We start from the raw sequence: 12583 nt of genomic DNA, 5'->3' as shown, positions 1-12583 counted from the left end.
TTCTTCTACTTCAACAACCGAAACGTTAGACTGATACGACCAAGTGTTTCTGACTGCTTAAGAATTCCATGTTTCCAGTATCGCTGCGTCTTCTGAGACATAAATAGTAGAGAACCACTTTTGAGTAAGTAACTATATTTATTACTTTTGTCTTGTTTGTTTTGAAATGTAATTATTCTTTCAGCCCCTAAAGAAATAATCGAAATACCAGTATCATCAATGAGTTCATCAATTGAGTCGGAATGAAATCCCATTGTTGAGTTACCATCTGCGTAATAATTGACTAAACAGTTATTCGGTCGAAACCCAAAGTGTTTTTCAAGCTTATCAATAATAGGAAGTAACTCATCTAGCATTGGGCATGAGTCGTAAGAAATGTTTGAGTAGTTATATGGTGAACCGAAGCTAGCTGTTTTTCTTGCCTGTATACGTTCATCCCAATTTATTATGGATATAAGACTATCAAATAAAGAATGACTATTCGGTAAAAATACATCATTAATAAGTAAATCTGGTTCGTTCATTGCTCAAATATAAATCTTGTTACAGTTTAATCTTTTAAATCATCAATGTAAAACTCTGCCGCAGTTATTTCCCATTCTTCCCTAGCCCCTAGCCCCTAGTCCCTAGTCCCTAGCTATATATTATTTTTGCGCGAGTCTCTAATACAGACTGGCAGCGTTCCCAATAAATTTTAGCGACGCGTTCGCCCTGATTCTGATGACAACACTCTGCAAACATTCGCCCTGCTTCAGCTAACTTCCCTTCCGAGTAAATCGCCAAAGCTTCGGCAAACAATTGCAGCGTAGCTAACTTGCCCTCTTTAATTTCAGGAGGATCGCAATCAAACACCTCATAAACAGTCACCGCTTCAGATTTTCCCTTGACTTTTACCGTATCTAGAGTGCGGATTGCGTACTTAGAGGGATTTTCTAAGCGCGAGTAAGTTTCCTGGGTGATTAATAGCGACACCCCATACTTTTTTGTCAATCCTTCCACGCGAGAAGCTAAATTAACCGCATCGCTGATTACCGTACCATCCATACGATTTGGCCCGCCCACCGTTCCCAGCATCAAACTTCCAGTATTAATCCCAATTCCAATCTGAATCGGCGCATAGCCAGAATTAGCACGAATTTGATTGTATTCAATAAGGCGGTTGAGCATGGCAATTCCCGCTTTCACTGCATTATCTGCATCGCCGCTAAACAGCGCCATAATCGCATCGCCAATATATTTATCAATAAACCCGTGATTTTCATTAATGACGGGTTCCATGCGACTGAGATAGGAATTAATAAATCTGAAATTGTCCTCCGGTGTCATGGTTTCCGAAAGCGTGGTGAAGTCGCGAATATCGGAAAATAGCACCGACATTTCCAACTGAACTTGGTCGCCCAATTCCACATCAATTATGCTTGACTTCTCTAAAAACTGGAGGAATTGATGGGGGACAAATCGCTCGTAAGCTTTGTTGAGTTGAGCGAGCCTGCTTTCATTCTCGCGGACTTCTGTATAAAGCTTAGAATTTTGAATCGAGATCGCTGCCTGTCCAGATAATACTTTTAATAGTTCTAGTCTTTCTGGGGTAAAAGATCCGGCTGTCAGATTATTTTCAAGGTAAACAATACTGACGATTTGAGATTGGTTAGTGAGTGGCACGCAGAGAATTGATTTGGGCTGATGATTTTGGATGTAGGGATCGTTAGTAAATTGTCCCTCTCGAACAGCATCATCTAGTACCACGCTTTCTTGAGTGCGGGCCACATAATTGATAATCGTTTCGGAAAGTTCTTGACAATTCTCAACGGGGATTGACTGCAACACGGTGACTTGTTCGGAATTTATTTTACCTTCAGCTTCAATTAACAGCTTTCCCTGACTTGCCAAAATTAGATAGCCTCTTTGCGCCCCCGCATTCTCAATCAAAATTTTCATCAAGGTAGACAATAGTTTATCCAGCAATATTTCGCCGGAAATTGCCTGAGAAGCCTTCATAACTGCGCTGATATCTAGGTGATTCCCCGAACCATTCGTTGTCATTGCTACGGTAGTTTGAGTTTTTTTCTTTCCCGGTTGAGTTACAATGAATAATTGGGGATATCGCGTTTCTAAATCTGTTACCTTAGCAGTTGCTCCCCATTCAACATAACAATAATAGGCCTCAAATATGTAAGCTTGAGCAACTTTTGTTTTGCCCCATTCCCAGTAGAATTTGGCTGTTAGTTCGTTTGCCAGGGCTTCGTCATTAACATATTTGTTTTCTTTGGCTCCAGAAATAGCGCGATCGTACATTTCAATCGCCTCGGCTTTATTGCCAAAAACTCGCTGCTTTTCTGCCTCAACTAAGTGCCATTTATGCAGATAATTCATCGGAGCATTTTGTGCCCACTGTTGCAGCGTGCTTTGATGAGTTTCCACCTGGATAAGAATTTCAGCTTGTTCTATTTCTGACTCTGTGGGGAAAAGTGCCAAGTTTGTCAGGGCTGCATAGAAATGGAAAATGGGAACAAAAACAAATCCCGATACTGCCATCAAATACGGCTTGGCTTGGGTAATATGTTCTAGGGCAGCCGTGTAATTTCCGAAGGAGTAAGCAAGCAACAGTTTGTAGATGTAGACAGCAGCGATCGCCGTCAAGTCATTGTTCTGATGGTGCTTAGGAATCATCACCGTTTCATCGTAGGCAGAGCCGATTAAGCAATCCGACAGAATAGGGACTTCCCTAAAGTTCCACACCATCTGCTGCTTCATATCCAAATAAACCTGAGCAGAATATTGTTTCAACTGCGCCATAACAGCCCTGTAACTTGCAAGTTCTGGTTCCCAATTGTCTAGTTCTACCCCACCAAAAAATTTGGCATCAAAGTAAATACTTATGCAGTAGCTAGCATATAGAAAGTCGCCAGTTTCCATGCCCAACTTATAGCCATCTTTTAGCGTCGGTATCGTTGCCCTGAGAGCTTCTTGATGATGCTGAATCCAGCCACCAAACAAAAGCAGAATTATAGACTTGAATTCTCGCACATTAAACCGATCGAGCAATGAGAGTGCCAATTGCCCAAAGCCATAGCCCGTTTCCACCTCTCCCAAAAAGGCACACAACACCATTCCGTGAATCGCATACCCCACCGTCGATGCGGGTGCATTCCCAAAAGAGAGCGATAAACTAACCATCGTGGAGCTCAGTAGGGGCAGCAAACCGGGCATTCCCTGGAAAATGGGTGGAAACAACATTCCAGACAGTTGCATAGCTGCCTGAGTCTGTGGATTTGTCATCACAGGTAAGTCAACAAGTTCCTCAATCTTTCTGCCGCTTAGTTGGCCCGCAAGGGCTTGTAGCGCTTTGCCAATCTTGGCTTGATCGGGTTCGGCAGGGAGTTCAATCCCCAATTGTAAGAGTGCGTCTCTTGCTACTGCGATCGTTTCTAAAACCTTGCTCTGGGCTGTCTGAGCGGCAATTTCAATTTCGTAAATTTTAACTCGATCTAAGATTGTTTGGGCTTCTTGCAAAACCAGTGCTGCCCTCTGTTCCAGACCATCAAAGTCACCATTCAAATAAGAAATTTCAGCAGCAGCAACATAGAGATTTAGGGTCAATTCATATTGAGTTTGCCAGCATTGAGGTGTCAGTAGCTCAATTCCCATTTGCAGATAGATATTTGCCGCAGCGTAGGCGGTAGAACTTCTGGCCTTACCTCCAGCTTCTAAGTTAAGTTGGGCTAAGGCTTCTCGTTCGCTTAATCGATCGATCGACTCAATTCCTTGATTTAAATGCCCCACAATATCAAAGAGTTTTTCCTCTCTTTCTATATCCGAATATTTTTGTAGCAATAACTGTCCAATTGTGAGATGAGTAGCTTGTTTTTTGTCGTCTGGGATTAGGGAATAAGCCGCTTGCTGGACGCGATCGTGTAGGAACTTATAAGTTGGATTAGCAACAGACTGACTAGACGATTGAGCATCTTCTTGAGTGAAGTTATAGCCTTCTGCAATCTGTAAAATAAGTCCTTCTTGCAAGGCTTTCCACAGCGCTGATGCCGTTTGTTCGCGTACTTCTTCGCTGACTACTGCTAATGTCTCTAAATCAAACTGCGCTCCAATGCAAGCGGCAAGTTTGAGGGCATCCTGAGTTTCTTTGGGCAACTTCTGCAATTGCGCCGCCATAAACTCCACCACATCCGAGGCATGGCTAAGTCTAGCTTGGGCAAGATCGCACTGCCACCCCCCTTTATTTCCCCCCTTAGTAAGGGGGGACACAGGGGGGTCAAAAATAATTAGCCCATCTTCATACAGCGCCTTGAGAAATTGAGTCGAGAAAAAGGGATTTCCTTGGGTTTTTTGAGCTACCAATTCTGTCAAAGGTTGAGCCAAAGATAAATCGCAAATCAGCGTATCTGCTACCAACTGATTCAGAGCCGCTAAACTCAACGGTTGCAGCATAATCGTATTCACCGCTGCCCCAGACTTCACAATCTCATCCACCGTCAACATAAACGGATGAACAGGTGACACCTCATTATCCCGATAAGCACCCAATACTAACAGATGCCCCCTATCCTCCATCAACAGTTGTAATAACTTCAAAGATGCCGAATCCGCCCACTGCAAATCGTCCAAAAACATCACTAAGGGATGCTCGGCGGTGGTAAATACTTGCACAAACTTTTGCATCAGCATATTGAAGCGATTTTGGGCCGCACTCCCCGACAATTCTAGTGCAGGACTTTGAGCGCCAACGATGCGTTCTAACTCAGGAATTACCTCAATCAAGACTTGCCCGCTATCACCCACTGCGGTGAGAATCTTGGTTTTCCATGTTTGTACCTGAGCATCACTTTCTGATAATAATTGCCCCATCAATTCCCGAAATGCTTGCACAAATGCACTGAAAGGAATATTGCGCTGGAATTGGTCGTATTTGCCTTTGATAAAATAGCCCCGCTGTCTGGCAATCGGCTTGTGGACTTCATTCACTACTGCGGTTTTACCAATCCCAGAGAATCCAGCCACCAGCATCATTTCGGCGCTACCTGTACTAACTCGTTCAAAGGCTGCTAATAGATTAGAAACTTCAGTTTCTCTGCCGTAAAGTTTTTCGGGAATCAGGAAACGGTCTGTAATATCTCGCGTTCCCAAGGCAAACGTTTCAATGTTACCAGTTTGTTGTAATTGAACCAGACACATTTCTAAATCGTGCTTTATTCCGCAGGCTGTTTGATAGCGGTTTTCGGCATTCTTCGCCATCAATTTACTGACAATTTGAGATACAATTAGGGGAATTTTTGGCTCGATTTCCTGCGGGGAAAGCGGCTGTCTGGCAATGTGGCAGTGAACCAGTTCTAAAGCATCTTCTGTCTCAAAAGGCAATTTACCTGATAGCAATTCGTAAAAGGTGACACCGAGGGAGTAAAAGTCTGTGCGGTAATCGAGAGTGCGATTCATTCTGCCGGTTTGTTCCGGCGATATGTAAGCGAGAGTGCCTTCTAAAACGTTGGGGTTTTTGAGGCTCGGCGTTTCTCGCGTTAGCTGAGTGGAAATACCAAAGTCGATTAGTTTGATCTCTCCTGTCGCTGGATTGAATACTATATTAGAAGGGTTAATATCTTTGTGTATAATATTGGCGCTGTGAATTTTCCCTAAAATTTCAGTTGTGGCGATCGCAATTTGCAGAAACTCCTTGAGACTAAACTTCCGCTGCTGCATCCAAATTTTCAAGGATTCGCCACCAAAGTCCTCCACAAAAATCACGAGGCTGTTTTGGTATTTTTGCAAGTCATAGACTCGCACGACTCCCGCCTCTTTCAGCTCTCGGGTAATGCGATATTCAGTGCGGTAGCGTAGCAGCTCTTGAGGTGTGGGATAGCTCTCTTTGAGAAGTTTCAGGATGAGCGGCTGGTTATCCTCTTCCCGAACAGCTCGGTAAACGAGAGAGTTGTCGCTTTCGTAAAGAAGCGTCTGGACGGCAACGCCTGGAATCGAGAGCATATTTATTTTTCTGCTAAGAATTAACGCGAAGTCAGAATGCACCAGCTTTGTGTCGAGAATAGCGCGTTAGAAGGGAAAAAATTGGGGTTTGTTAACAAATGTTTAGTTCTTGCCGCAGCGAAGTGGCTTTCAATCACTCGTTTTTGGCAGCTTTATCAACTACTTCGCTGCGGTAAGAACAGAATCCCTAACCACTAACCAGTTCTAGAATCTATCGCGTCTGTGTCACAAGACCCGTAAAATGGTTAAATTGAGTACCGCATTCCAGCGCATAAGGCTTAAGTGCCAATTGTAGCAACTGACTTGCGACTCAATTTACTGTAAATTACAACAACTACAAGAGAGCAACGGATGACCTTGGTAAGTGAAACGCATTCGCCCCAACCGAAATCCTCTTTTGACCTATCGGTTTACCTAGCCGAACGCAGTGCAGCGGTCGAGGTGGCTCTCGATAGTGCTGTCCCTGTCACCTATCCTGAGAAAATTTACGAGGCGATGCGCTACTCGCTGTTGGCGGGAGGTAAGCGGTTGCGCCCGATTTTGTGTCTTGCTACCTGCGAACTGGCTGGCGGGACTGTGGAAATGGCAATGCCTACGGCTTGTGCTTTTGAGATGAGCCACACGATGTCGCTAATCCATGACGATTTGCCGGCGATGGATAATGATGATTATCGGCGCGGCAAGCTGACTAATCATAAGGTCTACGGCGAGGATATTGCTATTCTGGCTGGGGATGGTCTTTTGGCTTATGCTTTTGAGTTCATTGCTACCCAAACTCAGAATGTACCGCCTCAGCGGGTGTTGCAGGTGGTGGCTCGTTTGGGACGCGCTGTGGGAGCGGCGGAATTGGTGGGTGGCCAGGTGGTTGACTTGGAATCGGAGGGAGTTTCAGAGGTTTCTGAGGAAACTCTCAATTTTATTCACACTCACAAAACAGGCGCACTTCTGGAAGCTTGTGTGGTTTGTGGGGCGATACTTGCTGGGGCCGAACCCAATGATTTGGAGCGGTTCTCTCGCTATGCTCAGAATATTGGGTTAGCCTTCCAGATTGTTGATGACATTCTGGATATTACTGCGACTCAAGAGGAGTTGGGTAAAACTGCTGGCAAGGATGTGCAGGCTGGAAAGGCTACTTATCCTAGTTTGTGGGGGATTGAGGAATCTAAACGCCGTGCTAAAAATTTGGTGGAGGCGGCTAAGGCCGAACTGGCAAGTTTTGGTGAAAAGGCTCAACCTTTGTTAGCGATCGCGGATTTTATTACCAACCGCACTCATTAGGGATACTAAATTACTATGCAGGAAATTTCCGGTAATATCCTACATAATCAGGTGCTTGTGGTTGCTCTGCTTGCTTGTCTGATTGCTCAGGTGTTAAAGGTACCGATTGAATTAGTCAAAAATCGTAAGTTCAACCTGCGCTACTTGGTGACGACTGGGGGAATGCCTAGTTCTCATTCGGCTTTTGTCGGTGCTTTGTCTGCTGGAGTTGGACAGACGGTGGGTTGGGATAGTCCTGAGTTTGCGATCGCTGTGATTTTTGCCATTATTGTCATGTACGATGCGGCTGGTGTCCGACAAGCTGCTGGTAAGCAAGCTCGCATTCTCAACCAGATTATTGATGAGTTTTTTACTGAAAACCAGCAATTTAATGAGGATCGCCTTAAGGAGTTACTCGGTCACACTCCTTTTCAAGTAATTGTAGGCTTAGGGTTGGGGGTGACAATCTCTTTACTGGCTGGGCCAGCTTATTAAATTAAAAATTAAAAGTTAAAAATTAAAAATAGGATTACTCTTTTTTAATTTTTAATTTTTAATTTTTAATTTATTTAACTGTGGGAGCAATAAGAGTGACGCGGCGGCTGTCTACTAACATTGCTAAAAATCCGCGATCGCTTAGTGTTTGCAGTGCAGATGCGGCAGCATTCCGATCTGTAGTATAAGTTGCGAGTAGGTATGAGCGTTGACCGTAAGATACTAAGGCTAATTGTCTGCCTAACGCTTGCTGCACAGCAGCCGCTAGTTGCGGTTGATTGACGTAATCTACTAATACCGCATAGCCGGGGCCAAGAGGTTGGGGTTTGAAACCAGGATTAATAGATGGTGCGGGATTGTTTGCGGGTGCTTGAGGAGGTAAGGTGACTCCTGGCTGTATGGCATAGGCCGGTAAGCCGATTCTCTCTTGGAAATAACGAACCCAGTCGTTAGCAGTTTCTGGATTGCCAAAGCCACCAACTCGCGTCACCGTATCGCTAATATAGCGGCAAACGGTAATATTGGCATTTTGTGGCAGCGATCGCTTGGCTCTATCCTGTTGATCCGCCGTCTGCGTAACAATTAGCAACAAATATTCTCCCGGCTGAGGGGGAGAACAGGTTGGCTGAGCCTTAACATGATTTGCGAAAATTGTCAAGCCTGCCAAGGCGATCGCAGCCGAACTAAGTAAAATTTGCGATCGCCTCAGTTTCAAAGTCGAGAAGTAGAATTTAGAAGTTATCATCCGATGCCAGAATTGAAAAATTGACCAGATTTATAGCAAATGCCAAGGTAGTTAGGACATTCTAAATTACTGAAAACCGAGGGATTACCTTCTTCCCCAGCCCCTCTAACCCCTAACCCCAGCCCCTTCTTCCCCTAGCCCCTAGCCCCTAGCCCCTAGCCCCTAGCTAGGCTCCTTTGATGCTATAGCATCAGGAATTGTTTCTGATGGAGCCTGAAATTCACCTGTGATTACATATTCTAATCGCAGTTTCAACCAAGTAATAAATTGAGGATCGGTAGAAACTATTGCCACAGATGGCTGAGGACATTTTGCCTTAATTTCTGACATTTTCGGCGCTTCCAGAAAAGCTGGCTGCTTCACCAACCAAAAATCAATTTCTTTTTCCTGTTCTCGATAATGGCGATTTCGCTCTTTGAGAACTTCTTCAAAAGGTTCTTCCTGAAGTAAAAACTTTTGGCTAGCTAAAACGTAGTAGTAGGTTTGCATTTTCCTTAGTAATGGATAACGAGTAATAAAAACCAGTTAACAGTCAACAGTTAACAGTCAACAGTTAACAGTCAACAGTTAACAGTCAACAGTTAACAGTTAACAGTCAACAATCATCAAAATTCGCCTCGCATAGCTTGTTTCATTTCGCGGATAGCCCGCTCCAAACCAACAAGGACAGCCCGACTAATAATTGTATGGCCAATGTTGAGTTCTTCCATACCCTCAAGGGAGGCAACTGGGTAAACATTTGAGTAAGTCAGACCGTGACCGGCATTAACTCGGAGACCAGAAGCGATCGCTAACTGACATCCCTCGGCCAATACAGCTAACTCCTTTTTCCGGTTTCCTTCAGCACTAGCTTCAGCATAGATACCCGTGTGCAATTCTATAAACTGCGCTTTAATCGCCGCCGAGGCCTCAATTTGTGTAGGTTCAGCATTGATAAACATACTGACAGGAATACCAGCACCCTGTAACCGATCGACAACTTCACTCAACCGCTGCTGGTTTCCCGCCACATCAAGACCTCCTTCCGTTGTCACCTCTTCGCGGCGTTCCGGTACGAGAGTAATGTAGTCAGGCTTAATATCAAGAGCGATCGCCACCATTTCATCAGTAGCAGCCATTTCTAAATTTAAGTGAGTCATCACCGTTTGCCGTAAGACACGAACATCTCGGTCTTGAATATGCCGCCTGTCTTCCCGCAAATGCACAGTAATACCATCAGCACCAGCCAATTCTGCTAAAGCAGCCGCTGCTACGGGATCGGGTTCCACCGTCCGGCGGGCTTGCCGAATCGTGGCAACGTGATCTATATTCACGCCAAGTGTAGGCAATCTAAACCTCTCCTGATGTCCAGACTTTTCCGCCTTTTACTTTACCTCATTATTGTCACTTTTGGTAAGTAAATTGCTATCTAAGGAGTGAAACTCAAAAAAAATCTTTTGTCAATATACTTTTTATGTTAAATGAGAATAATTACTATATCTAGAGCGAGAAAAAAGTAGTATAATAAAATTTCCGATCGTTAATCCCTCCAACTTAAACTTGCGATCCCTCTGAAGACAGAGGATTGTCACCCAACCCGCCATGAAAGCAGAAGCATCACCAAAACTAAAAACTCTCGGAGCAGCAGCTTCCCAAGCAATAGAGAAATACTTCGAGAAAATCATCGGTCACGAAGCCGAAGTGCTTAAAGACCGAGATCCAGAAGAACTACATCAGATGCGCGTTGGCATGAGGCGTTTGCGCTCTGCGGTGACTGGTTTCGCTCCCGTTGTAGATTTACCAAAAGAAACGAACGAGAAAAAGATTGGTAAAATATCTCGTGTTTTGGGAGAACTCCGAGATTTAGATGTCATGCTCGACAGTCTCCAAAACCGCTATTATCCAACTTTGCCATCTAAAGAACAAGAAATATTAGATAAATCTTTGCTACACTTACTTAAACAGCGCCATCGTGCTTTAAAAAAAGTTCGGGCAATTTTGGAACACAAACATTACCAAATGTTCAAGCAATCGCTGCGAGATTGGCTGGAAAAACCCTGCTATCACGCGATCGCGCAGCTACCAGTTGCAGAAGTATTGCCAGATTTATTACTCCCTCAAGTTAGCGAGATGTTTCTGCATCCGGGTTGGTTGATCGGCGTTACAGAGCAAGAAGGAAAGATTATAATTCACGAGGAAATGACTTCTGAAACTGTAGAGCAGGAATTGACAGAACGCGGCGAAATTGTTCACGATCTTCGCAAGCAAGCTAAGCGAGTGCGCTATCTAATGAGTTTATTTACGGAATTTTACGGCGAGACTTACGAAGCTTATCTCGGAGATGTCAAAGCCATTCAAGAATATTTAGGCGATATCCAAGACAGTGCAGTTCTTGCAGAATTTATCACAGATATTTTTGACTTTGATATCAAAAAACAACTTCCCACCTTAGCAGAAATTATGGCACAAAGCCGCTTCGAGTCTTGGCAGAAATGGCAACTTTTACAGCAGCGATATCTCACTCCTGAAGTTCGACAAAATTTCCGCTCGGAATTGATTAGACCGAAAGTAGAAGCATAATATAATAGCCTTTCTCAGAAAGATGAGGTACAATAACAGCAGTGACTAAACCAATTCTATATAGCGTCCTAAAAATCTTGGTAGTTGCTATATTATCTTTAAACTTGAGAAAAAAGCCAAAGCGGGAAAAGAGATGAAAGGACTGTGGCTAGAAAACAAGCAACTGCAACTTCGCACCAACCTCCCCATCCCAGAAGCGCCACCCGGAGAAGCATTAGTACGAGTTTTGCGGGCAGGCATCTGCAACACAGACTTAGAACTACTGAGAGGCTATTACCCCTATCGAGGCATCCTTGGTCACGAATTTGTCGGCATTGTCGAACAAGGGCCCGCAGACTTAGTAAATAAACGAGTTGTTGGCGAAATTAACGCCGCCTGCGGTCAGTGCCGTTTTTGCCTCAGCGAACAGCCAACTCACTGCGAAAATCGTACCGTCTTGGGCATAGTCAACCGTAATGGGGCCTTTGCCGAATACCTGACGCTACCAGTCGCAAACCTTCACCCCTTACCCGATAGCGTATCCACCGATGCGGCAACCTTCACAGAACCCGTCGCCGCCGCCTTAGAAATTCAGCAACAAGTACCCATCAGTCCAGAGGATAAAGTTTTAGTCGTCGGAGATGGCAAACTCGGCCAACTCGTCGCCCAAACCATTGTCCTCACGGGTTGCGAACTGTTGGCAATTGGGCGACATCGCGACAAACTGGCGAACTTAGAGGAACGCGGGATCAAAACTGGTTTTGCCGATGCCGTGAAAGACCGATATTTTGACATCTCCATCGAGTGTACTGGGAATCCAGAAGGGTTTGCGATCGCACGTCGCGCCTTGCGTCCCAGAGGAACCCTCGTCCTCAAAAGTACCTATGCCGGAGCCCTCACCTTCGACGCTTCGGCCTTAGTTGTCGATGAAATTACCCTAATCGGTTCTCGCTGCGGCCCATTTAAACCCGCCTTACAGTTGTTAGCCCAAAATCAAGTTGATGTCAAACATCTCATTCACAGTCGCTATCCCTTAGATGAAGGACTCCGCGCCTTTGAAAAAGCACAAAGCCCTGGGGTGTTGAAAGTGTTACTAGAAATAGAATAATATATTCGCAGAATAGCGATCGCATTTCCAATGGATTATAAAACAGCTCGCAATTTTCTGATCGATCAGGGTACGGCTCTTGAAACTCAACGAAATCCTGATGCTTTTTTAATGCGTCTTAAACAAGGGAATGCACCAATTCCCGGACAAGTAACTAATATATTGTTGTCTCTAAAAGTGGTTTTTGATACTTTGCAAGAATCACCGATGCTAGATCGACAGTTAGTTTATGCACTGCATTTATTTGCAGTTGAAAGCGTGTGGCAATTTGAAGCCGGAAGCCGTAGCGGTATCGCCTGGCCCCCAGTTTTAAAGGAAGATGTGAAGCGGATTGCGATCGCAGTTAAAAATATCTTTTCGGGAGTCTGGCAGTAGCAACTGTTAATTGTTAACTGTTAACTGTTAACTGTTATAGAACTTACGCAAAAATATCCGTAACGCCGCCATCTTGG

The 12583-nt window shown here is 44.6% G+C and carries 10 protein-coding genes; 5 read left to right on the top strand and 5 right to left on the bottom strand.

Annotation, left to right across the window (positions count from 1 at the left end; all coding sequences use genetic code 11):
• Positions 1-5 precede the first annotated feature (5 nt).
• Positions 6-524: an alpha-ketoglutarate-dependent dioxygenase AlkB gene (locus tag PY364_RS28135; protein WP_275571005.1), complete on the bottom strand. Its 519-nt coding sequence runs from the start codon at positions 522-524 to the stop codon at positions 6-8.
• Positions 525-633: 109 nt separating this feature from the next.
• Positions 634-5988 carry an AAA family ATPase gene (locus PY364_RS28130; RefSeq protein WP_275571004.1) on the bottom strand — a complete coding sequence of 1785 codons (5355 nt, stop codon included), beginning with the start codon at positions 5986-5988 and terminating at the stop codon, positions 634-636.
• Between the two features lie 351 nt (positions 5989-6339).
• Between PY364_RS28130 and crtE the strand changes: the two genes are divergently transcribed.
• Together crtE and PY364_RS28120 are read left to right on the top strand one after the other, a co-directional pair.
• Entirely contained in the window at positions 6340-7266 is a 927-nt protein-coding gene (crtE, locus tag PY364_RS28125; RefSeq protein WP_275571003.1) for a geranylgeranyl diphosphate synthase CrtE, read from the top strand.
• Between the two features lie 15 nt (positions 7267-7281).
• On the top strand, positions 7282-7740 hold the full coding sequence (locus tag PY364_RS28120) for a divergent PAP2 family protein (RefSeq protein ID WP_275571002.1): 459 nt from the start codon (positions 7282-7284) through the stop codon (positions 7738-7740).
• 70 nt (positions 7741-7810) lie between these two features.
• On the opposite strand, the gene PY364_RS28115 is transcribed toward PY364_RS28120, so the two are convergent.
• From PY364_RS28115 to PY364_RS28105, 3 genes are all read right to left on the bottom strand, one after another.
• The gene (locus PY364_RS28115) at positions 7811-8485 is read right to left on the bottom strand and encodes a hypothetical protein (RefSeq protein WP_275571001.1); all 675 of its coding nucleotides are present in this window, start codon (positions 8483-8485) and stop codon (positions 7811-7813) included.
• 162 nt (positions 8486-8647) lie between these two features.
• Entirely contained in the window at positions 8648-8974 is a 327-nt protein-coding gene (locus tag PY364_RS28110; RefSeq protein WP_275571000.1) for an MgPME-cyclase complex family protein, read from the bottom strand.
• Positions 8975-9090: 116 nt separating this feature from the next.
• Positions 9091-9813, bottom strand: coding sequence for a pyridoxine 5'-phosphate synthase (locus PY364_RS28105; protein ID WP_275570999.1), 723 nt, complete (start codon positions 9811-9813; stop codon positions 9091-9093).
• 253 nt (positions 9814-10066) lie between these two features.
• Between PY364_RS28105 and PY364_RS28100 the strand changes: the two genes are divergently transcribed.
• The 3 genes from PY364_RS28100 (at position 10067) to PY364_RS28090 (ending at position 12506) form a co-directional block, all read left to right on the top strand.
• Positions 10067-11044 carry a CHAD domain-containing protein gene (locus PY364_RS28100; RefSeq protein WP_275570998.1) on the top strand — a complete coding sequence of 326 codons (978 nt, stop codon included), beginning with the start codon at positions 10067-10069 and terminating at the stop codon, positions 11042-11044.
• 133 nt (positions 11045-11177) lie between these two features.
• Complete coding sequence (locus PY364_RS28095) at positions 11178-12131, top strand: alcohol dehydrogenase catalytic domain-containing protein (RefSeq protein WP_275570997.1); 954 nt, start codon at positions 11178-11180, stop codon at positions 12129-12131.
• 30 nt (positions 12132-12161) lie between these two features.
• Entirely contained in the window at positions 12162-12506 is a 345-nt protein-coding gene (locus PY364_RS28090) for a Dethiobiotin synthetase (protein WP_275570996.1), read from the top strand.
• Positions 12507-12583: the final 77 nt, after the last annotated feature.

Origin of the sequence: Kamptonema sp. UHCC 0994 (assembly GCF_029167235.1) — a bacterium.
GTDB lineage: Bacteria > Cyanobacteriota > Cyanobacteriia > Cyanobacteriales > Microcoleaceae > Kamptonema.
The sequence above is the reverse complement of the archived record's forward strand: the minus strand, read 5'-3'. Positions and strand labels throughout refer to the sequence as shown.

What these genes read in the sequence shown, in the direction of transcription:
- PY364_RS28100 (WP_275570998.1), top strand. Translation starts at nt 10,067, where the DNA reads ATGAAAGCAGAAGCATCACCAAAACTAAAAACTCTCGGAGCAGCAGCT.
- PY364_RS28095 (WP_275570997.1), top strand. Translation starts at nt 11,178, where the DNA reads ATGAAAGGACTGTGGCTAGAAAACAAGCAACTGCAACTTCGCACCAAC.
- PY364_RS28090 (WP_275570996.1), top strand. Translation starts at nt 12,162, where the DNA reads ATGGATTATAAAACAGCTCGCAATTTTCTGATCGATCAGGGTACGGCT.
- PY364_RS28120 (WP_275571002.1), top strand. Translation starts at nt 7,282, where the DNA reads ATGCAGGAAATTTCCGGTAATATCCTACATAATCAGGTGCTTGTGGTT.
- PY364_RS28110 (WP_275571000.1), bottom strand. Translation starts at nt 8,974, where the DNA reads ATGCAAACCTACTACTACGTTTTAGCTAGCCAAAAGTTTTTACTTCAG.
- PY364_RS28135 (WP_275571005.1), bottom strand. Translation starts at nt 524, where the DNA reads ATGAACGAACCAGATTTACTTATTAATGATGTATTTTTACCGAATAGT.
- PY364_RS28130 (WP_275571004.1), bottom strand. Translation starts at nt 5,988, where the DNA reads ATGCTCTCGATTCCAGGCGTTGCCGTCCAGACGCTTCTTTACGAAAGC.
- PY364_RS28115 (WP_275571001.1), bottom strand. Translation starts at nt 8,485, where the DNA reads ATGATAACTTCTAAATTCTACTTCTCGACTTTGAAACTGAGGCGATCG.
- crtE (WP_275571003.1), top strand. Translation starts at nt 6,340, where the DNA reads ATGACCTTGGTAAGTGAAACGCATTCGCCCCAACCGAAATCCTCTTTT.